Origin of the sequence: Halobaculum rarum, from assembly GCF_040025155.1 — an archaeon.
Lineage (GTDB): Archaea > Halobacteriota > Halobacteria > Halobacteriales > Haloferacaceae > Halobaculum > Halobaculum rarum.
In genome coordinates this window covers 2,725,701-2,752,296 of record NZ_CP157275.1, presented here as the reverse complement: position 1 = coordinate 2,752,296, position 26,596 = coordinate 2,725,701, and the positions used below count along the sequence as shown (strand labels likewise).

At 69.6% G+C, this 26,596-nt stretch carries 26 protein-coding genes and 2 tRNA genes; 7 read left to right on the top strand and 21 right to left on the bottom strand.

Going from position 1 to position 26,596, the window contains the following annotated elements; genetic code table 11:
- Window positions 1-9: 9 nt before the first annotated feature.
- Window positions 10-2,124 (bottom strand): PrkA family serine protein kinase, encoded by a 2,115-nt coding sequence (locus ABJD39_RS13970; RefSeq protein WP_348609936.1) that lies wholly within the window; start codon window positions 2,122-2,124, stop codon window positions 10-12.
- Between the two features lie 430 nt (window positions 2,125-2,554).
- Between ABJD39_RS13970 and ABJD39_RS13965 the strand changes: the two genes are divergently transcribed.
- Window positions 2,555-3,052 carry a DUF5820 family protein gene (locus ABJD39_RS13965; protein WP_348609933.1) on the top strand — a complete coding sequence of 166 codons (498 nt, stop codon included), beginning with the start codon at window positions 2,555-2,557 and terminating at the stop codon, window positions 3,050-3,052.
- A gap of 138 nt (window positions 3,053-3,190) precedes the next feature.
- Window positions 3,191-3,646, top strand: coding sequence for a UPF0179 family protein (locus tag ABJD39_RS13960; protein WP_348609930.1), 456 nt, complete (start codon window positions 3,191-3,193; stop codon window positions 3,644-3,646).
- A gap of 97 nt (window positions 3,647-3,743) precedes the next feature.
- On the opposite strand, the gene ABJD39_RS13955 is transcribed toward ABJD39_RS13960, so the two are convergent.
- Complete coding sequence (locus tag ABJD39_RS13955) at window positions 3,744-4,445, bottom strand: hypothetical protein (RefSeq protein ID WP_348609927.1); 702 nt, start codon at window positions 4,443-4,445, stop codon at window positions 3,744-3,746.
- Between the two features lie 156 nt (window positions 4,446-4,601).
- On the opposite strand from ABJD39_RS13955, the gene ABJD39_RS13950 reads away from it, so the two are divergent.
- Together ABJD39_RS13950 and ABJD39_RS13945 are read left to right on the top strand one after the other, a co-directional pair.
- A complete protein-coding gene (locus tag ABJD39_RS13950) occupies window positions 4,602-5,654 on the top strand; it encodes a two-component system sensor histidine kinase NtrB (RefSeq protein WP_348609924.1) in 1,053 nt (350 codons plus the stop codon).
- Window positions 5,655-5,808: 154 nt separating this feature from the next.
- Window positions 5,809-8,559, top strand: a complete 2,751-nt coding sequence (locus ABJD39_RS13945; protein ID WP_348609921.1) for an AAA domain-containing protein — start codon at window positions 5,809-5,811, stop codon at window positions 8,557-8,559.
- Between the two features lie 51 nt (window positions 8,560-8,610).
- Here ABJD39_RS13945 and ABJD39_RS13940 read toward each other — a convergent pair whose 3' ends face one another.
- From ABJD39_RS13940 to ABJD39_RS13930, 3 genes are all read right to left on the bottom strand, one after another.
- Entirely contained in the window at window positions 8,611-10,605 is a 1,995-nt protein-coding gene (locus ABJD39_RS13940; protein ID WP_348609918.1) for a PH domain-containing protein, read from the bottom strand.
- A complete protein-coding gene (locus ABJD39_RS13935; protein WP_348609915.1) occupies window positions 10,605-11,063 on the bottom strand; it encodes a PH domain-containing protein in 459 nt (152 codons plus the stop codon). The genes ABJD39_RS13940 and ABJD39_RS13935 overlap by 1 nt, the downstream gene beginning before the upstream one ends.
- Window positions 11,064-11,153: 90 nt before the next feature.
- Window positions 11,154-14,030: an ATP-dependent helicase gene (locus tag ABJD39_RS13930; protein ID WP_348609912.1), complete on the bottom strand. Its 2,877-nt coding sequence runs from the start codon at window positions 14,028-14,030 to the stop codon at window positions 11,154-11,156.
- A 121-nt stretch (window positions 14,031-14,151) separates the two neighbouring features.
- On the opposite strand from ABJD39_RS13930, the gene ABJD39_RS13925 reads away from it, so the two are divergent.
- Both ABJD39_RS13925 and ABJD39_RS13920 read left to right on the top strand, forming a co-directional pair.
- Window positions 14,152-15,018, top strand: a complete 867-nt coding sequence (locus tag ABJD39_RS13925) for an MBL fold metallo-hydrolase (RefSeq protein WP_348609909.1) — start codon at window positions 14,152-14,154, stop codon at window positions 15,016-15,018.
- Window positions 15,019-15,100: 82 nt separating this feature from the next.
- Entirely contained in the window at window positions 15,101-16,033 is a 933-nt protein-coding gene (locus ABJD39_RS13920; protein WP_348609906.1) for a DMT family transporter, read from the top strand.
- A gap of 6 nt (window positions 16,034-16,039) precedes the next feature.
- Here ABJD39_RS13920 and ABJD39_RS13915 read toward each other — a convergent pair whose 3' ends face one another.
- Entirely contained in the window at window positions 16,040-16,774 is a 735-nt protein-coding gene (locus ABJD39_RS13915; protein WP_348609903.1) for an isopentenyl phosphate kinase, read from the bottom strand.
- Window positions 16,775-17,791 (bottom strand): mevalonate kinase, encoded by a 1,017-nt coding sequence (gene mvk / locus ABJD39_RS13910; RefSeq protein WP_348609900.1) that lies wholly within the window; start codon window positions 17,789-17,791, stop codon window positions 16,775-16,777.
- Window positions 17,792-18,151: 360 nt separating this feature from the next.
- On the opposite strand from mvk, the gene ABJD39_RS13905 reads away from it, so the two are divergent.
- Window positions 18,152-18,502 (top strand): hypothetical protein, encoded by a 351-nt coding sequence (locus tag ABJD39_RS13905; RefSeq protein ID WP_348609897.1) that lies wholly within the window; start codon window positions 18,152-18,154, stop codon window positions 18,500-18,502.
- A gap of 100 nt (window positions 18,503-18,602) precedes the next feature.
- On the opposite strand, the gene rpsB is transcribed toward ABJD39_RS13905, so the two are convergent.
- The 14 genes from rpsB to ABJD39_RS13835 form a co-directional block, all read right to left on the bottom strand.
- Window positions 18,603-19,382, bottom strand: a complete 780-nt coding sequence (rpsB, locus tag ABJD39_RS13900; protein ID WP_348609894.1) for a 30S ribosomal protein S2 — start codon at window positions 19,380-19,382, stop codon at window positions 18,603-18,605.
- Complete coding sequence (gene eno, locus ABJD39_RS13895; protein WP_348609891.1) at window positions 19,379-20,590, bottom strand: phosphopyruvate hydratase; 1,212 nt, start codon at window positions 20,588-20,590, stop codon at window positions 19,379-19,381. The genes rpsB and eno overlap by 4 nt, the downstream gene beginning before the upstream one ends.
- Window positions 20,591-20,773: a DNA-directed RNA polymerase subunit K gene (locus ABJD39_RS13890; RefSeq protein ID WP_348609888.1), complete on the bottom strand. Its 183-nt coding sequence runs from the start codon at window positions 20,771-20,773 to the stop codon at window positions 20,591-20,593.
- Entirely contained in the window at window positions 20,770-20,964 is a 195-nt protein-coding gene (locus ABJD39_RS13885) for a DNA-directed RNA polymerase subunit N (protein ID WP_222607868.1), read from the bottom strand. Before ABJD39_RS13885 ends, ABJD39_RS13890 begins: the two co-directional genes overlap by 4 nt.
- Window positions 20,965-20,976: 12 nt before the next feature.
- Window positions 20,977-21,375 (bottom strand): 30S ribosomal protein S9, encoded by a 399-nt coding sequence (locus ABJD39_RS13880; RefSeq protein WP_348609883.1) that lies wholly within the window; start codon window positions 21,373-21,375, stop codon window positions 20,977-20,979.
- Window positions 21,369-21,836 (bottom strand): 50S ribosomal protein L13, encoded by a 468-nt coding sequence (locus tag ABJD39_RS13875; RefSeq protein ID WP_348609880.1) that lies wholly within the window; start codon window positions 21,834-21,836, stop codon window positions 21,369-21,371. Before ABJD39_RS13875 ends, ABJD39_RS13880 begins: the two co-directional genes overlap by 7 nt.
- Entirely contained in the window at window positions 21,833-22,189 is a 357-nt protein-coding gene (locus ABJD39_RS13870) for a 50S ribosomal protein L18e (RefSeq protein ID WP_222922436.1), read from the bottom strand. The genes ABJD39_RS13875 and ABJD39_RS13870 overlap by 4 nt, the downstream gene beginning before the upstream one ends.
- Before the next feature lie 42 nt (window positions 22,190-22,231).
- Window positions 22,232-22,316, bottom strand: a tRNA-Leu gene (locus tag ABJD39_RS13865).
- A 146-nt stretch (window positions 22,317-22,462) separates the two neighbouring features.
- A complete protein-coding gene (locus ABJD39_RS13860; protein WP_348609877.1) occupies window positions 22,463-23,212 on the bottom strand; it encodes a DNA-directed RNA polymerase subunit D in 750 nt (249 codons plus the stop codon).
- Window positions 23,213-23,215: 3 nt separating this feature from the next.
- Window positions 23,216-23,614: a 30S ribosomal protein S11 gene (locus ABJD39_RS13855; RefSeq protein ID WP_348609874.1), complete on the bottom strand. Its 399-nt coding sequence runs from the start codon at window positions 23,612-23,614 to the stop codon at window positions 23,216-23,218.
- Window positions 23,615-24,139: a 30S ribosomal protein S4 gene (locus ABJD39_RS13850; protein ID WP_348609871.1), complete on the bottom strand. Its 525-nt coding sequence runs from the start codon at window positions 24,137-24,139 to the stop codon at window positions 23,615-23,617.
- Complete coding sequence (locus ABJD39_RS13845) at window positions 24,136-24,681, bottom strand: 30S ribosomal protein S13 (protein WP_348609868.1); 546 nt, start codon at window positions 24,679-24,681, stop codon at window positions 24,136-24,138. Before ABJD39_RS13845 ends, ABJD39_RS13850 begins: the two co-directional genes overlap by 4 nt.
- Window positions 24,682-24,699: 18 nt before the next feature.
- Window positions 24,700-24,783: transfer RNA gene (locus tag ABJD39_RS13840), tRNA-Ser, on the bottom strand.
- Between the two features lie 221 nt (window positions 24,784-25,004).
- Window positions 25,005-26,540: a sensor histidine kinase gene (locus ABJD39_RS13835; protein WP_348609865.1), complete on the bottom strand. Its 1,536-nt coding sequence runs from the start codon at window positions 26,538-26,540 to the stop codon at window positions 25,005-25,007.
- Window positions 26,541-26,596: the final 56 nt, after the last annotated feature.

Sequence of the window (26,596 nt, the reverse complement as noted above, 5' to 3'; positions counted from 1 at the left end):
TCGGACATCTCAGTCCTCGAGCTCGCTTTTGGCGACCTCCGCGCCGGCGAACTCCAGCACCTCGCGAGCGCCGTCAGCGGAGTAGCCCTGCTCGGTCAGGGCGTCGACCCACGCGGCGCGCTCGTCGTCGTCGAGCTCCCCGGCCGACACCAGCGCGGAGAAGTTGATGTTGTGTTTCTTGTCCTCCCACAGTTTCCGCTCGAGGGCGCGCCGAAGCCGGTCGTTCTCCTGCGGATCGAAGCTCGACCCCTCTCGGGCACGGCGACTCACCCAGTTCGCGACCTCCTGGCGGAAGTCGTCCTTGCGGTCTCCGGGGATCTCCAACTTCTCCTCGACCGACCGGAGGAACGTCTCGTCGGGCTCCTGCTCGCGGCCGGTGAGGTCGTCCTCGACGGTCGTGTCGTCGATGTACGCCATGACGTGGTCCATGTATTTCTCGCCCTGGCGGCGGATCTCGTCGACGTCGTACGCGAGCGCGTGGCGGACGTCCTCGATGGCCCGCTCTTTGTACTCCTCGCGGACGAGTTCGAGATAGCGGTGGTACGTGTCGAGCTTCTCCTCCGGGATCGACCCGTGGTTCTCGAGGTTGTGCTCGAAGTGCTTGAACACCGCAAGCGGCGAGAGGTACCCCCGCCCTCTGTGCCGGGAGTCCATGATCGCCTCGGCGATCTCGTCGCCGATGAACCGGGCGGAGACGCCCTCCATCCCCTCGGCGATGTCGGCCGCACGGTCGCCGTTCTCCCTGAGCTTTCGCTCGTCGATCTCGTCGGTCTCGTCGAGCTCGCCGTTGTACGCCTTCGCCTTCTGGACGAGCGAGATAGACTCGTCGGTCGGCTCCTCGACGCGAGTGAGCACGCCGAAGAGGCCGGCCATCTCCATGGCGTGCGGCTCGATGTGGATGTCGGGAACGTCGGCGTTGCGGAGCATCTTCCGGTAGATCTCCGACTCCTGCTCGTACTCCAGGACGTACGGGTAGTCGATCCGCTTGGTGCGGTCGTTGAACGCCTCCATCTTCTCGTCGCCCTTCTTGTCCCGGTACTCGGGCATGTTCGTCCGGCCGACGATCACCTGGTCGATGTCGATCCGCGGGTTGTTTCGTGGCTTGATCGTCTGCTCCTGGCTGGCGTGCAGGAAGTCGTAGAGGAACTCCCGCTGGAGCTTCAACAGCTCCTCGCCCGAGAAGATGCCGCGGTTGGCGTTACAGAACGCCCCCGCGTAGTCGAACGCCCGCGGGTCGTTCTCGCCGTACACCGCGAGCTTCGAGTAGTTCACGTCGCCGGTGAGCTCCGTCTCGTCCTGGTTCTTCTTGTCCTTCGGCTCGAACGTCTCGATGGACCGCCGCTGGTTCTCGTCGGCGACGAGCCGCACCACCTCGATGTGGTTCTCCAGCACCGCCTGCAGGTCGTCCTCGTAGTGAGCGAGCAGCTCGTCCATGTAGAAGCCCGACGCGGGGTCGAGGCTCTGCTCGTTGCGGATCGTGTACGGCGCGTCGAGCCCCTCGTTCAGTTCGTCGATCACTCCGTCGCGCTGCTCTTGGGGAAGCAACACGATCGGGTCCTGGTTCATCGCCGACCGAACGGTATCGTCGGCCGGGTCCTGATCCTCGATCACCGAACAGAGGTCGGTCCACCGGAACGTGTACATCCGCCCCTCGTCGCGGCGGGTGTAGTCCTCGAAGTAGCGTCGGACGAGCCAGTCGAAGTGGCTCTTCCCCGAGCCGACCGGACCCAACAGCAGCTTGATCCGCTTTTCGGGCCCGAGTCCGCGGGCTCCCGATTTTACCTTGTTGACGAACTCGTGGATCGATTCGTGGACCTCCCGACCGTAGAAAGTGTTCTCGCCGTCGTGGATCGGGTCCTCCGAGGCGAGCAGGTACTCCACGACGCCCGCGTCCTCGTCGTAGCGCGTGCCGTAGTGGTCGAACATGTCGGCGACACGCTGGTGGGCGTTGCGTGCGATCCGGGGGTCGGCCGTGACCTCCCGGAGATACCACTCGAAGGGCTTGGCCTCCCGGAGGTCCGCGGGAACCGACCGCTTGTACTGCTGGCTGAGCTCCTCGAGCGTGTGCGTTCTCGATGCCTCCCCCGCCGTTCGGTCGTTCGCGTTGTCGGTCTGTTCACTCATGTGTGGGGCCACGTGTGCGGGGACGACCGCGACGGTCCCGCTCGCAGGCACCCGGTGTCGGCGCCGACGCCCGCTCCGCCGACTGACACCGATCCGAGCACCGCTGGACCATCGTGTCCGCTCATACCACACGACCGCGTGGGGAACCGGCGTGGGCTGCGTCTCCAACAGAATCGTCGTGAGGGCGGCCGGTGGGGGTCGTTGCCTCCGTCCCGTGGTCGGACCGAGACTATATGTTGTGGTGGGTGTTAACACACATAAGCCTGTCGGCAATTGCTACCGCTACCGTCGCGCCCTCGATCGGTTATCGGATCACACGATCGTCGGAATATCACCGGCAGAAGCCACGTACGTCGAATACCGGTGTCTTCGTCTCATCGTTCCGGATACCGAGCGTGGCGCCTAAGCCGCCGGACGGATAACGACCGCCATGACCGACGACAGCGACGAACAGGCCGCGGCCGACGGCACCGAGGCCGGCGGCGGATCCGAGAGGGCGGTCGACGCCGGATCCGAGTCGACGCCCGGGGCGACAGTCACCGAACTCGACACCGACGTGCTCGCCGAGGGTTGGCTGCTGTGGAACGAGGAGCCGAACGGCCGCGCGATCATCGTCTTTCGGCCGGACGTGTTCGACGCCGACCGGTTCCCGGCGCCGTGTCTCCCCACGGTGTACCTCACGAACGGCTCCCGGCGCGCACGTCCGGGTTCGGGACAGCGCCGGACCGACCGATGGCACGTGACGCTGTTTCTCGAACCGGAGGTCGAGGCCGAGTCGACGACGTTCGACGACCGCACGGACGCCCTGGACGGGGTCCGCGACGTTACCGAGCGGTTCGTCGGCGGCGCGATCGACTACCGCGGCGCCTACCAGGTCCCGCGGGAGGCGTACCTCGATAAGCTCGACGACCTGATCCGCGGCGAGTGACGCGCAGCCGGGTAAGCGGGTCGGTGGGTCGACGTGTCGCCGAGTCGGCGGGTCGCCGCCGGCGGCAACACGCGTCCGAACGACGGCGGCCGATCCCTCGGCGACGCCGTTATCAGCGGCGCGCGGGATATCTCCACCATGTCCATCGTCACGCTCATCGGTACACAGATCGCCGCCGAGGGAACCGAGTTCGTCTACCAGGGGGAGTCCAGCGCCTGCGAGGGCTGTCCGTACCGCGGGCAGTGTCTCAACCTCACCGAGGGGCGGCGATACCGCGTGACCGGCGTCCGCGACGGGACGCAAGCGCTCGACTGCGCCGTCCACGCGGACGCGAGCGTCCGCGCCGTCGAGGTCGAGCCCGCGTCCGTCACCGCGAACGTCGCCTCCCGCGGCGCGTACGCCGGCTCGAGAGCGTCACTGGAGGGGCCGTGTCCGCACGTCGACTGCCCGAGTCACGAGCTGTGTGAACCGCTGGGCGCCGACTTCGACGAGGAGTACCGCATCGCGGAGGTGCACGGCGACCCGCCACACGAGGTGTGTCACCTCGGACGGACCCTGACGACGGTGACGTTCGAGGCCCCCGACGGCGAGTAGATCGCGGAACTGTGGGTGAGACCCGTCGGCTTCGGGTAGGGGTGTCGCCACCGAGTCCGGACCCACGACAGTCCGTCCGACAGTCCGGAGGAACGTTCTACTGCTCGCCGTTGGGCGTTCGCGTCCCGCTGGCGTTGACCGCCGCCAGTTCCTCGCTGTCGAGTTCCCGCATCGGGTCGGGGAGGTGGTCGGCGGCGGCGTCGAGGGCGGTCATCGCCTCGCGGACGGCGTCCGACTGCGGCCCCTCCCCGAGGTTGAGCTGTCGGAGGTATCCCCGCGCGAGGGCGGTGTACACCCCTGCCTCCGCGAGATACGAGCAGCCGAGCATGTTCGCCCAGACGTGGCCCGGCCGGTTCACGGTCCGGTGGAACGCGTACGACTCCCCGAGCGATCCCTCGATCGCCGCGACCGCGAGCGTCGACAGCCGGGACTTCGCCTCGACCCACAGGTCCAGCTGCTCGCCCCAGTAGCCGCGGAGGCGCTCGGCGTCGAACGCGAGGTCCACGTCGAACTGTCCTTCGGCGACGCCGCGGGCCGAGAGGGCATCCGCGACGGTCGCGCCGGCGACCGCCGCGTCACCGCCGCCGTCGACGCCGCAGACGACGCGGAGGGTCGGCACCTCGTAGCGGCCGGCGGCGTCCCAGAAGGAGTGGAACCACAGGGCCACCGGGCCCTCGGCGACCGCCTCCCGCATCGCGGGTGCGACGGTCCTCGTGAGCACGCGGTGTTTACCCGTCAGCCCGCCATCGGAGTCGGCCGCGAGGTCGCGCCAGCGCACCGCGACCGCGAGGTAATCCATACGTCGAAGTGGTGGTCCCGGCCGATAAACACCGGTGGGTGCGGCGTCGGAAGCGGCCGACCGACGACGGGCCTCCCGCCGCGAGCGCGTCGCGTCGACCGCCGGAGGCGGTACTGTTTTGCCGCGATAGGCCGATGAACGGCCGAGCCGTGTCCGATGACTGATGCCCAGGGGCCGCCCACCGACGGGGATCGCCGCGACCGCGAGCTGCGACTGTACGAAACCGTCCTCGACGACCTCGACGACGCGGTGTACGCCCTCGACCCCGACGGCGATATCGTCTACGTCAACCAGCGCTACGCGGAGATGAAGGGCGTCGATATCGAGACCCTGATCGGGACTCATATCTACGACTGGGTCACCGACGACGTGGCCGATCGGGCACGGACGGTGCTCGAGGAGATCGCCGCGGGCGAGCGCGACGTCGGAGTGGTCGAGTACGACTTCCTCACGGTCGACGGCGACCGGTTCCCCGCGGAGCTCCGGTTCAACCGGGTGACGAGCGGCGAGGCCGAGCTCGGTCGGGTCGGCGTCATCCGCGACGTCTCCGAACGCAAGCGGCGCGAGGACGCGCTGCGCCGGAAGAACGAGCAGCTCGAGTCGTTCACGAGCGTCGTCTCCCACGACCTGCGAAACCCGCTGAACGTCCTCTCGGGCTCGCTGGAGCTGGCGCGAGAGACCGGCGACGAGGAGCACCTCGAACGGGCGGAGCGAGCGGTCGAGGACATGACGACGCTCGTCGACGACCTGCTGATGCTCGCGCGTGAGGGGGCGGTGATCGACGAGACCGAGCCGGTCGACCTCGCGTCGATCGCCGACTCAGCGTGGGAGACTGCGACAGCGGGGTCGAACGCGAGCGTGTCGATCGAGGCGACGAGCCGCGTCGTCGCCGACTCCGATCGCCTCTCGCAGCTGCTCGAGAACCTCTTTCGCAACGCGGTCGACCACGCCGGCGACGACGTTGCCGTCACCGTCGCCGACCTCGATGACGGGTTCCGCGTCGCGGACGACGGCCCGGGGATGCCCGCGGACGTCCGCGGCCGGGCGCTCGAAAGCGGCTACTCGACGGCAGCGGACGGCACCGGCTTCGGTTTGGCGATCGTCGCCGAGATCGCCGACGCTCACGGGTGGACAGTCTCCGTCGACGACGCAGCGGACGGCGGGGCGGCGATCGCGATCCGCGGCGTCGAACTCGCCCCGCGGGAGTGACGCCACACCGCGACCGAGCCGACCGACCCGACAGACCTGACCGATCCAACCGACACGGTTCCCCAGCGATCGGGCGGTCGCCGTCGGACGGCGGTCGTGCGGCGATACCGACGGCACCGACACCGTTTTTCCCGAGCGGCCTCCCCCTCCGATAGTGAACGTCCGCGGTCCCCTCCTAAAGGTCGGCGAGGTCCGGCAGGTGAGCACGCGCTACGGCGAGCGCGACCTCGCCGAGTTGACGGTTCGTCCCGACGGAGGCGCCGCGGACCCGGTTACGGTCACCCTCTGGGGGAAGTGGACCCACACCGCCGAGCACGCCGAGGAAGGAATGGAGCTACTCGTCACCGACGCCGAGCGCGACGACTACGGCGACCGCGAGGGGTACACCACCTCCTCGGAGTCGTACGTCGTCCTCGAACCGGACTTCCTGGTCGACGTGACCGACGTTCGGTCGTGGGTGCAGTGCCCGCGGATGTACTACCTGAACAAGCTCTCGGGCATCCCGCTGAACTACCCCGTGGTCAAGGGAACGGTCGTCCACGAGGTGTTCGGCGACCTCCTCCGGGGCGTGGATCTGGAGGAGTCGATCGACGACCGGGTCGCGGAGGCGGGCCTCGAACTCGGCCTGCTTGGGATGGAGCGCGAGGAGGTCGCCGACGAGGTGCGACGCAACGCCGCCGCGATCGAGGGATGGCTGAACCAGGGGACGCTCGCGACCGACGGCGACGCGTCGGCGGGAAGCGGAAACGGGTCCGCGGACGCCGGCGACGGCGCCAACGCCTCGCTCTCGGAGTGGGACGGCGGCCCCGACGAGTCCGAGTGGCGCTCGGAGTACACCCTCATCTCGCCCACCTTCGGCATCAAGGGCCGCGCCGACGCGCTGCGCCGCGGACAGCCCGTCGAACTCAAGACGGGGAAGAACACGAACCGCGAGCCGCGCTTTCAGGACAAGATCCAGGCGGCCTGCTACGCCCTCCTCCTGCGCGAGCGGGGCGTCGACGCCGACACGGGAACGCTGCTGTACACGAAAAACACCGCGCTCGACCGCGGCGAGGAGTCCGGCGACCTCTCGCCGGCCAAGGAGTTCTCGGTCGGGAAGGGACTGCTCGAGTTCGTCGTCCGCCAGCGCAACGAGATCGCCGCGACGGAGTTCGATATGTCCGTTCCGACGGGGTACGAGGCCGGCGCGAAATGCGAGTACTGCTTCGAACAGGACACGTGCATGGTCGTCTCGGGGCGCCTCGATCAGGAGTCGAAGGCCGGCCAGATCGGCACGGCGCTTCCCGAGGAGGAGCGCGAGTACTTCGCGGAGACCTATCGCGCGCTCGAGGAGGAGCGCCGCGAGACGCACGCCGAGTACCGAAAACTCTGGGAGCAGACCGCCGAGGAGCGGGCGGCAGACGACCGCGCGCTGATCGATCTGGAGCCCGTCTCCGAGGAGCCGATCGGCGACGGTCGATGGCGGCTCACCGCCCGCAAGACGTCCGACGCCGTCTCGAAGCTCCGCGAGGGCGACGTGGCGCTCGCGTCCGACGGCGATCCGGCGTCGGGGCACTCAGAGCTGGGGCGCATCGAGAAGCTGGACGAGGAAGTCGTCGTCGAGACCGACGAACCCGTGGAGCTGCATCGCCTCGACGTGTACCCCTCGGAGCTGTCCGTCTCGCGGATGCACACCGCGGTCCACGACTTCGTGCTCAAGGGCGACCCGGATCGCAAGGACGTGCTGTTCGGTCGGCGCGAGCCGGCCTTCCGTGACCACGACGCCGACGCCGCACCGTTCATCGACAACAACGACGCGCAGAACGCCGCCGTCGAGCGCGCGGTCGACGCGGAGGACGTCGCGCTCGTCCACGGGCCGCCGGGGACGGGAAAGACGTACACCATCGCCCGCATCGTCCGTGCGCGCGTCGAGCGTGGCGACCGGGTGCTTCTCTCGGCGTTCACGAACCGCGCCGTCGACAACGCCATCGAGGCGCTGCAGGAGCAAGGGTTCGAGGACGTGCTTAGGGTGGGAACCGAGACGGGCGTCCGCGGCGACATGCAGGACATCCGCCTCGTCACCCGCGGCGAGCCGAACGACCGCGCGACGAAACTGAACTCGGCGTCGGTCGTCGCCGCCACTACGTCCTCGTGCGGGTCGCGGACGATGCGCGAGCAGGAGTTCGACGTGGCGATCGTCGACGAGGCGTCCCAGCTCACCGAGCCCGGGACGCTCGCGGCGGTGAACCGCGCCGACCGGTTCGTCCTCGTCGGCGACCACGAGCAGCTCCCGCCGGTCGTGCGCGCCGAGAACCGACTTCGGGAGTCGCTGTTCCAGCGGCTCATCGAGGAGTACCCCGATGCCGGGGTGATGCTCGACCGCCAGTACCGCATGAGCCAGCGCATCCAGGCGTTCTCCTCGCGGGAGTTCTACGACGGGAAGCTCCGTCCGGCGACGCCCGAGGTCGCGGGGCAGACCCTCGCGGATCTGGGCGTCGATCCCGACGACCTCCCGCCGGAACTCCGGGGCGCCGTGAGCTTCGTCGACCCCGACGGGAGCCGCGAGGGCAACGCGAACCCGGTGGAGGCCGACCGCGTCGCCGAGGTCGTCGACGCGTACGTCGCCGCCGGCGTCGACCCCGACGACATCGGCGTGATCGCGCCGTTCCGCGCACAGGTCGCCGAGATCGGGCGCCGGACGGACGTGACCGTCGACACCGTCGACCGGTTCCAGGGGTCGAGCAAGGAGGTGATCGTCGTCTCGTTCGTCGCCACCGGCGACCTCTCCTCGCCGATCTTCGAGGACACCCGCCGCGTCAACGTCGCGTTGACGCGGGCGAAGAAGGCGCTGTGTCTCGTCGGCGACGCCGAGGCGCTCGCCACCGAACCCTTCTACGGGCGGATGCTCGACTGGGCCCGGCGGTAGGCGGCGGCGACGGCGCCCGGCGTTCGCCCGTGCGCTCGTGTCGCGCGCCGTTCACCGGGTCCGGTCGTCGCCTTCGCCGGTGTTCTCGCTGTCCGACGGTTCCTCACCGTCGGTGGTCTGCTCGCCGTCAGCCGTGCGCTCGTCGTCATGGTCCGCCGCCTCGTTGGCGCCGGTGGCGTCACGGTCCCCCTCGTCGTCGGGCTTCCCTCGCTCCGTCGTGACGGGATCGATCCCGTCCGTCCGAGCTGTGGGTTCGTCGGTCGGCGGTGATCCGTCCGCGTCCGGAGCCGCCTCGGACGATCCCCGGCGGCGCCGTCGCTCCCGGCCCGCGCGTCGACGGGCCACGAGGTCCCCGCGCAGCCGGTCGAGCAGCTCCTCGCGAAGCCCGTCGGCGGCGTCGGCGTCGAGGTCGTGGGCGACCGCGTCGCCGCCGAGCAGGCCCGATGATGACGCCGAGTCGCCGACGACGGACGCGAGGCGTCGCCGCCGCTGGAAGATCGTTCGCGAGACGAACACCGTCTGCAGCCGGAAGTACGGAACCAGCCGGGTGTGGCGACGGAACACCCCTGTCCGGCTGACGAACCCGTCCGAGGCGGTCGCGTGCCCGCGATGAGCCCACGTCAGGTGCCCCACAAGCGGCGCCAGCGCGACGCCGACCAGCGGCGCGAGGGCGACAAACTGCGGCAGGTTGAACACGAGCCGGTCGACGCCGACGGTGACGGCGGTCACCGCAAGCGCCGCGAGCGCGTAGCGTGCGACGTAGCGGCGTCGCGCGCGGGTCGGCGGCCGTTCGACGGTGTCGACCCCAAATGCGTCGTCGGAGGGAACCGTTTCTGCCCCGGCGTCCGCGCCCAATTCCGACCGGATGTCGTCCGCGAGCGCGACGACGCGCTCGCGGGTGTCGAGCGGGACGGCCGTCTCGACGCCGCCGTCGCCGCCGCCGCCCGAGCCGGGCGCGTAGCCGGCGGTGTCGACCGTCAGGCTGGCGTAGCCGAGGCGGCGCATGGCGACGTTCTCCGAGACGGTGAGCGTCTGCACCTTCGAGAGCGGGACCGTCCCGCTGTAGCGGCCGAGCAGGCCGCGCTCGTAGCGGAGCTCGTCGCCGACCCGCTCCAGCCGGAAGCCGTAGTAGCGGACGAACGTCAGCGCCGCGCTGACGACCCAGACGACCAGCAGGAAGCCGACGACGCCGAGCAGGCCCAGCGATACCAGGTCGCCCGCCCCCAGCGAGGGCACGTCGCCCGGCCCAACCTCGACGTCGATGATCCCGTAGCGCACGAGCAGCCGGCCCCCGTCGAACAGCAGGTCGTCGAAGAGGCTCGCGCCGACGAACGGCGCGATCACCGCGCTCGGCCGGAACGACACCGCACACAGCGTCGCGAACCGCCGGCCGGCGAGCTCGTACAGCGTCTCCGATTCGGGATCAGCTCGACGCGGCTCTTCCGTTGCCGACGCCGCCGGGGACCCGCTCGTCGCCCCCACGCCGCGGTCGGCGGCGACGCCGGTATCACCGGCCGCACCGGTACCGGCTGCACTGGCGCCGGCGGCGCCCGTGGTGCTGTCGCGTTCGTCCCGTCCGTCGCGCCCCTCGCGCTGGTCGCTCCGGCGACCGTGGCGACCGAGCTCCTCGCGAAGTCGGTCGGCCTCCTCGCGTCCGACGGCGTCGAGCGTCGCCTCCGTCGCCCCGCCGCCGGCCGTCTCGACGGTGACGGTCGAGAGCCCGAGCGCGCGCTGGAGGACGCTCCGGCGCACGTCCACGTTCTGGACCCGGTGAAGCGGGATCTCCCGTTCCTGCCGGGAGATCACGCCGGATCGGACGACCAGCCGGTCGGAGAGCGTCTCGTACTCGAAGCGGTACCACCGCGCCAGCGCGGCGCCGGCGCCGAGGAGGAACGCCGCCGGGATCGCCAGCGGCGCGAGCGGCGTGGCGCCGTCGCCGCCGCCCATGCCGACGAACGCGGTGCTCGCGAACAGCGCGAACAGCGCCAGTTGGCCGCCGGAGCGGAGCGCGCTGACGGCGGCGGAGGCGGGGTGGAGTCGGACCATCAGACGGCGTCGAACTCCGACTCGGTCGCGAGCTCGCGCAGGCGCTCGCGGAGGTCACTCGCCCGCGCCGGCGTCAGCCCGGGGATCGTGATGTCGGCGCCGCGGGAGCCGGCCGTGTAGACGACGACCGAGGCCAGACCGAGCGTGCGTTCGATCGGCCCGCGTCGGGTGTCGACGTGTTGGACGCGCACGTACGGCACCGAGGTGTCGACGCGGGTGAGGACGCCGCGAACCAGATACAGCGAGTCGTCACGAACCTCGAAGCGCCACACCCGATAGCGCACGAACGCGGCGGCGACGCCGAGCGCGACGATGACCAGCGCAACGCCCGCGGCCGCCGCCGGCGGCACCGGCGCGCCGATCCGACCGGCGACGACGCCGACGGCGAGGATCACGGCACCGGGGACGAGCGCCCCGGCGACCCACGCCAGGCGGACCCGCGAATTGAGCGATTCCATACCCGGCGTTCGGCCGCCTCCGGTAAACGCTGTGGGGTCTCGGGGCGATCTGCTGGGGCCGCGTAGCGTGGCTCGCTGACGAGGGGCCGATCAGTCCGGATCCGAGTCGACCGGAGCCCCGGAGTCGGAGAGTAGACCGCCGGTTCCCTCGGTTCCGTCAGTCCCGTTCCCTTCGTCGTCCAACTCCTCCATCACGCGTGCGTGAAACTCCTCGAGGGCGGCGTCCTCGTCCTCGGCGAGCACCGTGTCGCTGGCCGATAGCGTCGCCAGCCCGAACGCCCGCGGCGACGGCGCGTCGACCTCGTGACGGACCACCTTGATGTCGCCCGCGCGGACGGCCCCGAGCACCTCGCGGATCCCCGCGACGTTCAGTTTGTCCTCGACGATCTCGCGGTACGTCTCCTCCAGCACCGCAAAGGAGTCGAGGTCCGCGGCGAACGAGACGAGCATCTCGGCGGACACCTGCTGTTGGGCAGCGGACTTCTCGTACCCCTTGTACCGCTTCAGGATCATCAGCGATCGCGTAGCGTTGATCCGGAAGTACCGCTTCAACAGGTCCGTCCCCTCCAGCGCCGCCCGGAACTCCGAGTACACGGCGTCGGGGTCGATGGACGCGATCACGTCGGCGATGTCGACCTTCCGGTTCAGGGGCATCGCGACGGTGAAGCCGTTGTCGGCGACGGCGACCTGGACGTTCGCGTTCGCCCGTTGGGTACAGCGGTACGCCACCAGCCGCGAGAGGCCGTCGTTGAACTCGCGGCCGTAGGCGCTGTGGACGTGGTAGTGGCGGCGGTACTCCGCGCGGTCGAGTACCTGCTCGACGACGAGCCGGTCAGGTGTAGAGACACCGTCGGGTCCGAGGTACCGACGCTGCTCGTCGAACATTCGGGTGATCGCGCGGACGGCGTTCTCGTCGAGCGGGAGTCGCCTGAGCCAGCGACGGGCGTTCGCGGGGCCGCCCGCCGCAAACTGGTCCATCAGTTCGTCCTGGAACGCGAGGATCTCCCGCCCGAGATCGTAGCTGAGCGGGAGCCGTTCGGAGAACCACGAGGGCACTGTCGGGCGCTGACTCGACGGGTCGACGTACACCTTCGAGCCGCGGCGGTAGCTGTACTGGTACGTCGATCCGCCGAGCTGGAACACGTCGCCGGACTCCAGCGTGTCGAGGTACCCCTCGTCGAGTTGGCCGACCCACTCGTCGCCCCCGCGCACGAACACGTCGATCGTGAACGAGTCCGGGATCGTTCCGATGTTCGTCATGTAGATGACGCGCGCCAGCCGTCCCCGTTTCCCGATCAACGGCTCGCCCACGTCGAACTCCTCGTAGTGGTGCTCCCCGTCCGGCGGGTCGTTGGTGTCGCGCCACACCTTCGCGTACGCGTTCCGCTCCTCCATTCCCTCGTGGTCGGCCGTCAGATACCGCATGAGCTGCTCCCACTCGGTCCCGGAGTAGTTCCGGTACGGGTACGCCGAGACGAGCGTATCGCGCACGTCGGCCTCCCGTCTCACGCCGTTGATCGCCATCCCGTACACCTGCTGTGCGGCCACGTCCTGGGCGTTCTCGGGGACGAACACGCGGTCGACGAACCCCTCCTCCGCGCGCTGAAGCATCACCGCACACTCGACCAGCTCGTCGCGGTCGAGCGCGATCACCCGGCCCTCGACGGTCCGTCCGAGGCGGTGGCCCGCGCGGCCGACACGCTGGAGCAGCGAGGCGACGGACTTCGGCGAGCCGACCTGCACGACGAGGTCGACGTGCGGCATGTCGATCCCCAGCTCCAGCGAGGTGGAGGTGGTTACCACGTCCACGTCTCCGGACTTCAGTTTCTCCTCGATCGCCTCGCGGTGCTCCTTCGACATCGAGCCGTGGTGACAGCCGGAGTCGGTCTCGTCGTAGCCGTAGCGCTCGCGCAGCGTCGTCAGGACGCGCTCGGCGCCCGAGCGGGTGTTCGTGAACACGAGCGTGTTCTCGTGGCCGTCGATCAGCTCGTGGAGGCGGTCGTGGAAGCGTTCGTTGACCACCTCGCGGGGCGTGTCGATCAGGTCGTCGGTCGGACACTCCAGCCGGAGGTCGAACTCGCGGACGAACCGGGTGTCGACGATCTCGCAGTCGCGGGGCGTCCACGCCCCGCCGGTACCGGTCTCGTCGTCCGCGTCGCCGTCCTCGTCGCCTGCGCCGACCTCGCCGTCCCCGGCCTCGCCCCCCACCAGGAACTTCGCCATCGTCGACAGCGGCTCGACTGTCGCCGAACAGCCGATCCGCGTCGGCGACCCCTCACAGAGGCGTTCGAGCCGCTCCAGCGAGACGGACAGGTGCGTTCCCCGCTTGTTGTTCGCAAGCGAGTGGATCTCGTCGACGACGACGTACTCGACGCTGCGGAGCGTCTCCTTGAACTTCGGCGAGTTGAGCAGGATGGCGAGCGTCTCCGGCGTCGTGTTCAGGACGTGCGGCGGCGACTCGAGCATCGCCCGGCGCTCGCTGTCGGGCGTGTCGCCGTGGCGGATCGCCTGCCGGATCTCGGTGTCGTGGCCGCGGTCGGCCAGCTTCTCCGCGATCCCGTCGATCGGCTCCGCGAGGTTGCGGGTGATGTCGTTCGCGAGCGACTTCAGCGGCGAGACGTACAGACAGTAGACGCCGTCGTCGAGCCCGCCGTCCTCGGCTTGCTCGCGCTCGCGCCGGAACAGGTCGTTGAGGATCGCACAGAAGGCGCTCTGCGTCTTGCCTGACCCCGTCGGCGACGCGACCAGACAGTTCTCGCCCTCGTCGATGAGTGGAATGGCCTCGCGCTGGGGCGGCGTGAAGAAGCCGCCGTTCGTCCCGACGTACTCGCCGAACTGGTCGACCCACCACTCACGGACCGATGGCTCCAGTCGGTCGAGCACGTCGCCGTCGGCGATATCGACGGTCGCGGGGTCGAACTCGTAGTCGGCGTCGGCCGCGGCGAGCAGCTCCCGACCGTCGGTCATTGGGATCGCCAGGAGCCGCGGCGGTAAGTCGGTTGTGGGGGTCGCGGACGGGTGTCGACTCCCCGTGGTGGGACGGCATCCGAACCGCAATCCCTTCCCGGCCCGACGCGGACGCTCCACCATGCGCGTCACGTTCCTCGGGACGGGCTCGGCGATGCCCGTCGCCGACCGCGTCCAGACCGGGCTGCTCGTCGAGGCCGCCCCCGGCGATCGGGCCCCGTTACTGGTCGACTGCGGCGCCGGTGTTCTCCACCGGCTCTCCCAGACCGACCCCGGCTACGAGGCCGTCTCGACGGTCCTCCTGACGCATCACCATCTCGATCACGTCTCGGATCTCCTCGCGTTGCTCAAGGCCCGCTGGCTCGCGGGCGAGGAGCGCCTCCACGTCGTCGGCCCGCCCGGGACGAAGGCGCTGCTCGACGACCTGCTGTCGGTCGGGGAGTTCGAGTACCTCGACGGCCGCGCGGACCTGAGCGTCCGCGAGGTCCATCCCGGCTCGGAGTTCTCGCTGGCCGGCCTGGAGATCGAGGCGTTCGAGACGCGCCACTCGAAGCAGTGTCTCGCCTACCGGTTCGCGAACCGGGGCGGCGACGCGGGAGACGGGGTCGGTGGCGGGGCCGACGAGGCGGAAGCCGGGGACGATAAGGCAGCCGACGATGGCGACGCTGACGAGGACGCCGACGATACGGCCGGCAGCGACTTCGTCTTCTCGGGCGACACCGAAGCGTTCGGGGGGCTCGCCAACTTCGCGGATGGGGCACGCGTGCTCGCACACGACTGCTCGTTCCCCGACGAGGTCGACGTGGACAACCATCCGACGCCGACGCAGTTGGGCGAGACGCTGGCCGGCCGCGACATCGATCGAGTGTACCTCACGCACCTGTATCCGCACACTGAGGGGCACCACGACGAGATGCTCGACGCCGTCGGCCGTCACTTCGACGGCGACGTGCGGTTCGCCCGCGACGGACTCCGATTCGAGCTGTGAGGGAAAGCGACCGGAGGGACCCCTCCTTGCGCCGGCGACGAGCACGGCCGCTGCCGCTTGTGGGCGACAGCGGTGACGCACGATGAACCGCGACGCCCTCGGGTTTCTGACGCTCGCGGCGCTGTGGGGGACCGCGTTCGTCGCGACGAAGGCGGCGCTCGCGGAGTTCCCGCCGGTGTTGCTTGGGGCGCTACGCTTCGACATCGCGGCCGCGGTCCTCGTCGCCGTCGCGGTCGCGTCCGGCCAGCGGCTCCGGCCTGCCGGGTGGGGTGACCTCGCGCCGATCCTCGCAGGCGGCGCCTTCAGTATCGGCCTCCACCACGCGCTGCTGTTCACCGGCCAGCAGTACGTCTCCAGCGCGGTTGCCGCGACGCTGCTCGGGCTGATTCCGGTGCTCACGCCCGTCGCCGCGCGCGTGTTGCGCCCGGACGAGCGGATCGACGCCGTGGGCGCTGTCGGCCTGCTCGTCGGCTTCGCCGGGTTGATCCTGATCGCCGACCCGGACGTCGGCCGCCTCCCGCTCGTCGGCGACGGCGCGGGCGGCGGGGCGCTGGCCGCGAACGCCGGCGCGCTGTTCGTGTTCGGTTCCGCGGTCGCCTGGGTCGCCGGCGCGGTGACGACCCGGGAGGACGACGCGACGCTCGGGCCGCTCGCGCTGCAGGCGTGGATGGCCGCCGTCGGCGCGCTCCTGCTCCACGTCGCCGCCGCGGTCCTCGGGCAGTCGGCCGCCACGCTCGACCCGTCGACGACCGGGCTGGCGTGGCTCGCGTACCTCGCGGTCGTCCCCGGCGCTGGCGGCTTCCTGCTGTACTTTCGACTGCTCGACCGACTCGGTCCGATCCGCGCGGGGCTGTTGGAGTACGCGATCCCGCCGTTCGCCGCGCTGTTCGGGTTCGTCGTGTTGAGCGAGACGCTCGCGGTGAACACCGCGTGGGGGTTCGTCTGTATTTTCGCCGCGTTCGTTCTGGTCCAGCGCGCGCCGATACGGGCGGCTCTCCGGCGGCGGGTCCGGTGAGACCGATCACCCGATCCGCGTTCCCGCGTCCTCGCCGGCGAGGAACGACTCGATGTCGTCCGGCCCGAACACGTACGCCGGCGATCCGAGCGCGAGGAGTTCGCGGACCTTCGCGGCCATCCCCCCGGTCACGTCCGTCGCGTCGCTGACGCCGAGCACGTCGGCGACCTCGTCGAACGCGTCGATGCGGGGGATCACCTCGTCGTCGCCGTCGAGGACGCCCGGAACCGTCGAGCAGAGGCCGACGCGATCGGCGTCGAGCGCGCCCGCCAGCGCGGTCACGATCTCGTCGCCCGAGAGGACGGTGACGCCCTCCCCGGTGTGGACGACCCCGTCGCCGTGGAGGACGGGAACGAACCCCTCGTCGAGCATCGTCGAAACCTGATCGGTCATCAGCGAGAGGTCGCCGTCGGCGTCGCGGGCGGCCGCCGACAGCGGATGGACCGGCAGGGCGGGCACATCCTCGGCGTGAAGCCGCGAAAGCACGAACCGGTTCAGCGTCGTCATCGCGCCGTGGACCGCCATGACGCCGTCGACGTCCCGGATCCCCTCGCTCGCGCTCACCCCCTGCTCGGCGGCGTGGTGGTGGCCGAACGAGCCGCCCCCGTGGACGATCACCAGATCCTCAACGTCGGCGGCGGCGATCGCGGCCGCCAGCGTCGCCAGCGCCTCCCCGTCGAGCGTCTCCGGGCGGTCCTTCTCGGTGATGACTGACCCGCCGAGCTTCAACACGGTGACCATCTACGCCGCCTCCACACGGACGCCCTCGGTCGCCAACTCGGCGCGGAACGACTGCTCGCACTCGGCGGTGTAGCCGAGCGCGTGCTCGGTCTCCGTGGACGTATCGAGCGCGACGATGCAGCCGCCGCCGCCCGCGCCCGTGAGCTTCGCGCCGTGTGCCCCGGCGTCCCGGGCGGCCCACACCATCGCGTCGAGCGAGCGGGCGGAGACGCCGAGCGCCTCCAGCAACCCGTGGTTGAAATCCATCAGCTCGCCCAGCTCCGCGAGCAGGTCGTCGCTCGGTTCGCTCTCGGGGTCGGCCGCCGCCAGCAGCCGCTCGCCTTCCCGGGTGAGGTCGCCGACCGTCTCGACGGTGTCGGCGGCGAACGCGTGCTCCTCGCGGAGCGCGCGCACCCCCGCGACGAGTTCGCCCGTGTCGCCGGCGCCGCCGTCGTAGCCGACGACGAACGGCAGCGGCGGCGCGTCGATCGTCCGTGTGTCGTCGCCCTCGACGCGGACGGCCCCGCCCATCGCCGAGCAGTAGGTGTCCGCCCGCGACGCCTGCCCGTCCTGGACCTCGTGCTCGGCCTCGTAGGCCCGCCGGGCGACTTCCTCGGGGTCGAGTTCCGTCCCCAGCGCGCGCGTCGCCGCGTCGATGCCGGCCACGACGACCGCCGCGGACGAGCCGAGCCCCGCCCCCAGCGGGATGGCCGACTTGACGGTGATGTCGAAGCCCGCGCCGGGCGCGTCGGCGGCGTCGCGGGCCTGTCGCACTGCCGCCTCGATGTACTCCATCGCCGCCTCGACCAGCGACGCGGGCACGTCGATGTCCGGTCGGTCGTCGATACTGCCGCCCCAGGTGACGGTGAACCCGTCCAACGAGAGGTCCGCGGCGTCGACGCGGACGCGCTCGTCGTCGCGCGGCTCGACGGTGACGCGGGCGCGGCGCTCGACCGCGCACGGAACCGCGGGTTCCCCGTACACGACCGCGTGCTCGCCGAACAGGTACACCTTCCCCGGCGCGCTGCAGGTGGTCATACCCGCGACCAACACCCCGTGCCTAACAGCCGTTTCGACTCCCGGAAGCGAGTCCCCGTCGCGATTTCGATACGTGCTGCGGTACGATTATATGAGGTGCCGTCCCGTGTCAACGCGTGGCGCGTGGCCACCGTGGAACCACGGGGGCGACGGCGCCACGTCCGCAGCCGCGGATCGACGACCCGGGGAAAGAGGGACGCACGCTGTCGCGACCGCGATCCGGTCGGATCGGGTCCGCTCCGCGGTGTGGCTTTACTCCGAACGACGGACACGCCTGTTGTGTCCCCTGTGCGATCCGTTACTATCCAATTTGATACTTGCAGCGGTGGGATTATGTTGATCAACGCGCCACTCGTTCCCATGAGTTCGACGACGACGCCGGACGCCGCCCCGAACGTGGATCAGAGTCGGGACGGCACGCGCTTGCGGGTCGAGCTCTCGGGGGAGTTCGAGGCATCGGACGTCATCACGGCGATGGCGCGCGCCCGCCACGTCGCTGAGGAGTGTGACACGGAGTTCGCCGTCCTCGTCGACGTCCGTGAGTTCACCGCCCGCGGGAACGCTCTCGCCGCCCTCGGCGAGTGGGAGATGTTTCTCCGCATGGCCGGCGCGACCGCGGTCGTCCGCGTCGGCGACGAGGACGCCGTCGGCGGCGCCGACCGCCGCGCCGCCTCCATCGAAGCGGCCGAACGGATCCTGTCTCGACAGTAGGCGGCTCGCGATTCGACGCTCGGTGTTCACACTGCTGAGCGACGGCGCCACCGCTGGCGACGTGAAGACAAAGGAGTGATCGCGAAATCCAGCGACCGGCTTACAGCTCGGCCTCGAAGTCCTCGAGGGCGTAGCCGGGCTCGGCGCCGCGGCGGTCGAGCGTCTCGTTGGCCAGCAGCCAGTAGACGACCGACAGGGCGCGGCGACCCTTGTTGTTGGTGGGGATGACCAGGTCGACGTTGCTCACCTGGTTGTTCGAGTCGCACATGGCGATGACGGGGATGCCGACCGTGATGGCCTCCTTGACCGCCTGTGCGTCGCCGATCGGGTCGGTGACGACCACGACGTCCGGCTCGATGTAGCCGGCGTACTCGGGGTTCGTCAGCGTCCCGGGGATGAAGCGCCCGGTGCGGGCGCGCGCGCCGATCGCGTCGGCGAACTTCTCGGCCGGGAAGCGACCGTACTGGCGCGAGGAGGTGACGAGCACCTGCTCGGGGTCGTAGTTCGCCAGGAACGACGCCGCCGTCCGGATGCGGCCGTCCGTCTTGCTCACGTCGAGCACGTACAGGCCGTCGTCGCGGACGCGGTGGATGAACCGCTCCATGTCCTTGGTCTTCTGCTGGGTCCCGATGTGGACGCCGGCAGAGAGGTAGTCCTCGACCGGGATGAGGAGGTCAGCCTCGTCGTCGGGCATGACGTCCTCGTCGAAGCGCGGACCCGCGTCCGCCTCCTCGTCGGCGGCGTCCTCGGCCGCCTCGGTCTCCTCGGGCTGTGCCTCCGTCTCGTCGGGCGACTCGTCGGCCGCGGGCTGGGTCTCCTCGACCTCCTCCTCGGCGTCGGCCGCCTCTTCGGTGTCTGCGTCGTTCTCGCTTTCGCTCATACTGCCTCCTCCGCGATGCGGATGAGTTCGTTCAGCTTTGCGGTGCGCTCGCCGCCGACCGTCCCCGTCTTGATGAACGAGGCGTCGGTCGCGACGGCGAGGTGTGCGATGGTCGTGTCCTCGGTCTCGCCCGAGCGGTGGGAGACGACCGCGTCAAGCCCGTTGCGCTGGGCCAGCTCGACGGCGTCGAACGCGTCCGACAGCGTCCCGATCTGGTTCGGCTTGATCAGGACGCTGTTGGCCGCGCCCTCGTCGATGCCTCGCGAGAGGCGCTCGACGTTCGTGACGAACAGGTCGTCGCCGCAGATCAGCGTGCGGTCGCCGACACGTTCGGTGAGGTCGGCGAACCCGTCGTAGTCGTTCTCGTCGAGGGGGTCCTCGACGTACGCGAGGTCGTACTCGTCGACCAGCTCGGCCATGTACTCGACCTGCTCGGCCGAGGTTCGCTCGACGTCGCCGTAGCGGTAGACGCCGGCGTCGGCGTCGTACAGCTCCGAGGCGGCCACGTCGAGCCCGAACTTGATCTCGAACCCGAGCGCGTCCTCGACGCGCGAGGTCGCCTCGTCGACGATCTCGAACGCCTCGGCGTCGGAGACGGCGGGCGCCCACGCGCCCTCGTCGCCCTTCGCGGCGGCGACGCCGCGGTCGGCGAGGATCTCGGCGACCGTGGCGTGCACGTCGGCGTTCGCGAAGATCGCCTCCGCGACCGACGGCGCCCCCACGGGCGCCGAGAGGAACTCCTGGATGTGGGTCGCGTCGGCGGCGTGTTCGCCGCCGCCGACGACGTTCCCCAGCGGGACCGGGAACGACCGGTCCGCGTCGCGGAAGGTGCCCCCGAGGTGCTGGAACAGCGGCGCGCCCAGCACGTCGGCTCCGGCCTTCGACGCCGCCATGCTGATCGCGACGGCGCTGTTGGCGCCGATCTCCGAGAAGTCGTCCGTCCCGTCGGCGGCGTGCAGCGCGGCGTCGACGTCGCGCTGGTTGCCGGCGTGGACCGAGCCTTCGAGCCGCGGCACGGCGTGCTCGCGGGCGGCCGCGATGGCTTCCATCGGCGGCAGCTCGATCGCCTCGTACTCGCCCGTCGACGCCCCGGAGGGCGCCGCCGCGCGGCCGAAGCCGCCCGACTGGGTGAGCACGTCCGCCTCGACCGTCGGGTTCCCCCGAGAATCGAGCACGCGACGCAGCGACACCGACTCGATCAGCGTCATCTACTTCCCCTCCCGGCGGACCGTGAACGGCAACACGCCGGCGTCGTACTCCTCGGCCGCGATGAGGATCGGCTCGGACTGCTCGCTGTCGATCAGCGCCGGCGCGCCGAACGCCAACTGCAGCGCTCGCGCGCCCAAGATCCGGGCCTTCTCGTACCGGTTGTACTGCAGGTTCCCGCTCATTGGTATGGGGAGACGACGTCGACCAGATCGGTGTGACTCACCATCATCCGCCGACAGCAGTGGCGGTCCACGCCGAGCTCGTCGAGAACCGCTGCGGGGTCCTCGTCGCCCTCCTTGGCGCGGGCTTTGAACTCCTCCCAGTGTTCACCGATGACGTTGCCGCACGTGAAACACCGGACAGGGATCATCATGGGTAGATCACCTCAGCGGTACGACTTCTGGTAGCGGGCGCGCGCGCCGGGCCCGCCCCACTTCTTCGGTTCGCTCTGCCGGGAGTCGTTGACCAGCAGGGAGCGGTCGAACTCCATGAACGCGTCGCGGAGCTCGGCGTCGTTTCGGTGCTGCACCAGCCCGCGGGCGATGGCCGTGCGGACCGCGTCCGCCTGCCCGGCGAAGCCGCCGCCGTTGACGGTCACCTCGAGGTCGACCTCCGAACGGAGCTCCTCGCCGGCGACGCGGAACGGCTCCAGCATCTTCAGGCGCGCCATCTCCGGTTCGACCAGCTCGACGGGCTGGGAGTCGATACGCACTCGCCCCTCGCCGTCCGTGACGGTGGCGCGGGCGACGGCGGTCTTCTTCTTTCCGGACGTGTTCGTTACCATGTGACGTTGGCCCCCAGGTCCTCGGCGACCTCGCCGAGGGTGGTGAACTTGATGTTCGACAGGCGATCGAGGGAGGTGCCGTCAAGCACCTCCGGCTCCGGTGCGTCCTCGTCGGGTGAGGTCGTCTCGGACTCGAACGGGTTGCCGATGTACACGCGGACGTTCTCGAACGCCTCGCGACCCTTCGTGGTCTTGTACGGCAGCATCCCGCGGACCGACCGCTTGAAGATGCGGTCCGGCCGCTTCGGGTAGTACGGACCCGAGTCGGAGCCGAGGTTCGCGCGGGTGCGGTACTTCTCGTGGGTGAACTCCGGGTTTCCCGTAATGATCGCGCGCTCGGCGTTGACGATCGCGACGCGCTCGCCGTCGAGCGCCCGCTGTGCGACCTTCGACGCGACGCGACCCATGATGGCGTCCCGCCCGTCGACGACCACGTCGGCCTCGAACTCTGCGAGACTCATCGGATCACCCGGACATCGGTCCCTTCGGGGTTGTTCGACAGCGCTTCCTCCAGCCGGACGGCCTCGCCGGCCTGGTCGATCTTCGTCTCGGCGGTGCCGGAGAAGTCGACGGCGGCGACGGTGACGTCCTTACGGAGCACGCCCGAGCCGAGCACCTTGCCCGGCACGACGACGGTCTCGTCCTCGTTTGCGTACCGCTCGATGCGGCCGAGGTTGACCTCCGCGTGCGTGCGCCGCGGCTTTTCGAGCCGGTCGGCGACGTCCTGCCAGACGGTGGCATCGGACGACCGCGCGACCGACTTCAGTTCGGCGATGAGGTTCTGAAGTCTCGGATTAGTCTTGCTACTACTCATACGGTTACCTCCTGAGTGGGAGTTACAGCGAGAAAACGGGAGTGCAGGGGGCAGGATTTGAACCTGCGAACCTCTACAGGACAGCGCCCTGAACGCTGCGCCGTTGGCCAGACTGGGCTACCCCTGCTCGCGTCCCGTCGTTTGCCGTCCCACCGGTTAACCCCTTCGGTCCACCCCGTCCGTACGAGACGGTGACGGCGGGTGCGCTGGCCGGTCGGACCCGACGCGGGGGCGGACGTTCGGTTGGTGTGGTGAGACGGCGACATCTGTGGATTAGACTGCGACCTTGTCTGCTAGTTCGTCCGCGCGGTCACGCAACGACTCGACCGCTCGGAGGGTGAGTTCCTCGACGCTCATCGACCCGTCCGTCTCGATATGGAAGACGAACGCGCCGGGCACGTCCTCGATATCCAGCTCCTTGCCGGGGTATCGCTCGGTGAGGTCGGAATCGAACTCCTCGGTGTGGACGAGCTCGCCGTCCTCGGTTTCGATGACGCCGCGGAGGATGTTCGGTTCCTCCTCGTCGAACTCGTCGGCGTCGCCGACGACGTTCACGCGCTGCAGGTGGCGGTAGCCGACGGCCACGCCGCCCTGGTGTTTCGCGTGTTCCTTCCCGGAGTCGAGCACCGCGTCGGCCTCGAACTCCAGGCGCTGTCCCTCCTTCAACTCGATGATGGGGACGTTCTCGTCGGCGGGCTGGACGAGGTCGTCGGACGTCTCGATGTCGCCCGAGTACGCCGTCGCCGGCCCCTCGACGTCGAGCGCGAGGGTGGCGGTTTCGCCGACCTCGTAGTCGTCAAGCGGCGTCGTCAGGGGGACGAGCCCCAGGCGGAGCCCGACCATCTCGTCGAACATCACCGACGAGTTCTCGACGAACCGAACGGTGTCGATCGAGAACGTCGGCACTTCCGAGAGGATCGTCCGGCGCAGGCCGTTCGCGACCGCGGGGGTGAGCTCGCGGACGAGCAGCCGCGCGGATCGGTCGTCTCGGGTGACTACCTCGACGTCGAAGTCATCCGCCATGGATTACAGGCGGTTCTTCTTGGGCGCTCGAGTGCCGTCGTGCGGGATCGGGGTCACGTCCTCGATGCGACCGATCTCGATCCCGGCGCGGGCGAGCGCGCGGATCGTCGGCTGCGCGCCCGGCCCGGGGGACTTCTGGGCGTTGCCACCGGGACCGCGGATGCGGACGTGGACGCCCTCGATACCCTGCGCCTTGAGCTGTTCGGCGACGCCCTCGGCCATCTGCATGGCCGCGTACGGCGACGCCTCGTCTCGGTTCTGCTTCACCACGGCGCCGCCCGAGGACTTGATCAGCGTCTCTGCCCCCGTGATGTCGGTGACCGTGATGAGCGTGTTGTTGAACGACGCGAAGACGTTCGCGATCGCCCAGCGGCTCTCGGTTTCGTTCTCGGATTCACTCATTTACTGACCCTCCGCGCGTTCGGGGTGGAGTTCGTCCGCGAGCGGGGAGATCTCGTCGAAGTCGACGAGGTTCTCCTCGACCGTCTCGATCTTGTACGACGGGCGAGTGACGCGGGCGTCCCCGACGACCACGTGGCCGTGGAGGATGAACTGCCGCGCCTGCTTCGTCGAGTTACCGACGCCGTTGCGGTACGCGACGGTCTGGAGCCGGCGTTCGAGCACGTCGGTCACGTCGAGCGACAGGACGTCCGTGATGGCGTCCGTGTCGTCGAGGATTCCGAGGCGCTGGAGTCGCGAAACGAAGTCGGCGCCGGCCTCGTTGGCCACCTCGACGTCGCCCTGCGCCTCGCCGATGAGACGTCGTGCCTCGCGGCGGTAGCGGCGCAGTTCCGACTGCGCGCGCCACAGCTCCTCTTTGTTCTTCAGGCCGTAGCGGGAGAGCAGGTCCGACTCCTCGTCGATGCGCTCGCCCTGGTACGGGTGGTTCGGCGTCTCGTAGCGCTTGGTGGAGGTTCCGGTGCTCATAGCTCGTCATCCTCCTCTTCCGCGGCGGCCGCTTCCTCCTCGGCCTGCTCCTCGCGGATCTCCTCGACGTTGACTCCGATGGTGCCCTCGGTCCGGCCCGTGGACTTGGTCCGCTGTCCGCGGACCTTCTGCCCGCGCTTGTGGCGGACGCCCTTGTAGGAGTCGATCATCTTCATCCGGTTGATGTCGTGGCGGCGCTTCTCGTTGAGGTCCCCGCCCACGATGTGGTCGGTCTCGCCGGTGAAGAAGTCCTTCTGCCGGTTGACCATCCACTCGGGCACGTGGTCCGAGAAGTTCTGGACGACGTCGACGACGCTGTCGATGTCGTCCTGATCGAGCCGGCCGAACGTGGCGGTTCGGTCCACGCCGGCCGTCTCGGCCACCAGGCGCGCCGTGCGCTGGCCGATACCTTTCATGTCGCTGAGCCCACGCTCGACGGTCTTCGTCCCGTCCAGGTCCGTCTGGCCGATGCGGACGAAGTACTGGAGATCCTCGTCGTCCTCCTCGGCGTCGGGCGCGTTCTCTGGTTCTTCTGCACTCATGTCTTGGTGTGTGGTCAGCGTTGCGGCGGGGATTCGAACCCCGGAGGCTTGCGCCACTGAGTTAGCAACCCAGCGCCTTGGGCCAGGCTTGGCTACCGCAACACCTGTGTGCTGTATCGTCGCCTCGCGAGCCATCGCGGCTCCGGACTCGGGACCCGCCGCCCCTACAGTGTCTGCGTTCGGTGTAACTCGGAGGCCGTACTTAAACATCACGAAACCCACGGTCGCCCTGTGAGGGCGTCACGACCGTGTGAACGAGCGCCACAGTCGTTTCGCTCGGTCCGATCGGGCGGGGGCACGGCGCTGACGCGGGCGCCCCAGCCTCACGCGCGTTCCACGTCCATGAACTCGAAGCGTGCCCCGCCCGACTTCGAGGCCGTCGCCGACACGGTCCACCCGTGCGCCTGCGCGATTCCGCGGACGATACCCAAGCCGAACCCAGTCCCCTCGTCGCGCGTGGAGTACCCGTGACCGAACACCTCCTCGCGGTCCGCCTCCGGGATGCCCGGGCCGTCGTCGCCGACGGCGAAGCCGTCAGGCATCGACTCGACGACGACGTGCACGTCGTCGCCGCCGTGTTCGAGGGCGTTTCGGAACAGGTTCTCCAGCAGTTGGATCAGACGGCTCCGCTCGGCCACGACCGTCGGCGCGTCCTTGGCGTCGAGCGTCGCCGTCCCGGTCTCGACGGTCGCCCACGCCTCCGACGCCGCCGCGACCAGGTCGACCGGCTCCGGATCCTCGACGGCACTCCCCGTCCGCGCCATCGTCAGCACGTCCGAAATGATCCGCTCCATCCGGTCGTGGGCACGGGCCGCCTTCCCGAGACGCTCGTCGTCGAGTTCCGCGGACAGCAGTTCGAGTTGCCCCTTCGCGATAGCCAGCGGATTTCGGAGGTCGTGGCTCACGATCGTCGCGAACTCCTCGAGTCGGTCGTTTTGGCGCCGGAGGTTCTCCTCGATCACCCGCCGCTCCAACTCTGCGGACACCCATTCCGCCATCAGTTCGACGAGCGTCACCTGCCACTCGTCGAACGCCTCGGTACGCGGCTCGCGGTCGTAGAAGCAGAACGTCCCGTACACCGACCCGTTCACCCGGACCGGCGCGCCGAGGTAACAGGAGATCCCCCAGTCGGCGTTGCCGGCGCGGTCGGCCAGTTCCGGGTGCTCGCTCACGTCATTGAGCACGAGCGACTCCTCGGTGACGACGACCCGCTCGCAGTTGGTCGTCGACAGATCGACCTCGTCGCCGGCGGCGACGCTGTCGTCGGGCCCGTACACGACCTCGAACACGTACCGGTCGTCGCGGATCCGCGAGAGCGTAGCGTACTCGGTGTCGAGCATGTCGGCCCCGATCCGAAGCAGTCCGGAGACGCGCTCCTCGAACGTCCGATCGGGCTCCGCGAGCGTCTCGGTGACCGCAGCCAGCGCCTCCCCGTGCAGCCGGAGCTGTTCGCGGCGCTCGTGCTCGTCGGTCACGTCCCGGAAGAACACCGACAGGCCCGACTCCGACGGGTATGCCCGGACGTCGAGCCACGTTTCCAGCGGCTCGTAATACGCCTCGAACTCGACGACCGACTGCGTCTCCATCGCCTCGACGTAGTTGTCGTGAAACTCCGTGTCGACGGCATCAGGGATCAGCTCCCAGATGTTCCGGCCGGCCAGGTCGCCGTCGACGGTTCCGTCGGTCGCGTCCCGGATGATCTCCTCTCCCCGGTCGTTGAGGAAGGTGAACCGCCACTCGTCGTCGAGGGCGAAGAACGCGTCCGTCATCCGATCGAGGAGCGCCGGGTCGAGGAACGAGCCCTCGTCCGTCTCAGCCGAACCGGACCGAGGCGGCGGCGTCTCCTCGTTGTCAGTCATTGTCTGTGTGGCGGGAGGAGCGGGGATAAACAGTTCGTCGAACGGCTCGTCGATCG